1 protein-coding gene is annotated in these 274 nt (G+C 67.9%); it reads left to right on the plus strand.

All coding sequences use genetic code 11. The annotated features are described in order from the left end of the window. Nucleotides 1-200 (plus strand): DUF4287 domain-containing protein (locus SB660_RS20445; protein WP_410584156.1); only part of this gene is annotated, 200 nt, incomplete at its 5' end. Nucleotides 201-274 lie beyond the last annotated feature (74 nt).

Consider the following 274-nt stretch of genomic DNA (forward strand, 5'->3'; position numbering starts at 1 on the left):
CGTCGAGCGGAGTGAAGGCGGGCGCGATCCTCACCTGGCTCTCAGACGACTACGGCCTCGGGCGCGGTCACGGGATGGCGCTGGTCCACGTCATCCAGAAGGGTCCGACGATCAGCACGAAGCACGTCGGAACGGACGGCGTCCACAGCGATGAGTCCGAGACCCTCTGGCTCGACGGCGTTGCGACCAAGCCCGCCTGACGTTGCTCAGCCCCTCTGCAGCTCCTGGGCGAGCATCACGAGGATCCCGCTGGGGCCGCGCAGGTACGTGAGCT

The organism is Bacillus sp. SIMBA_005 (assembly GCF_046535585.1).
GTDB lineage: Bacteria > Bacillota > Bacilli > Bacillales > Bacillaceae > Bacillus > Bacillus pumilus.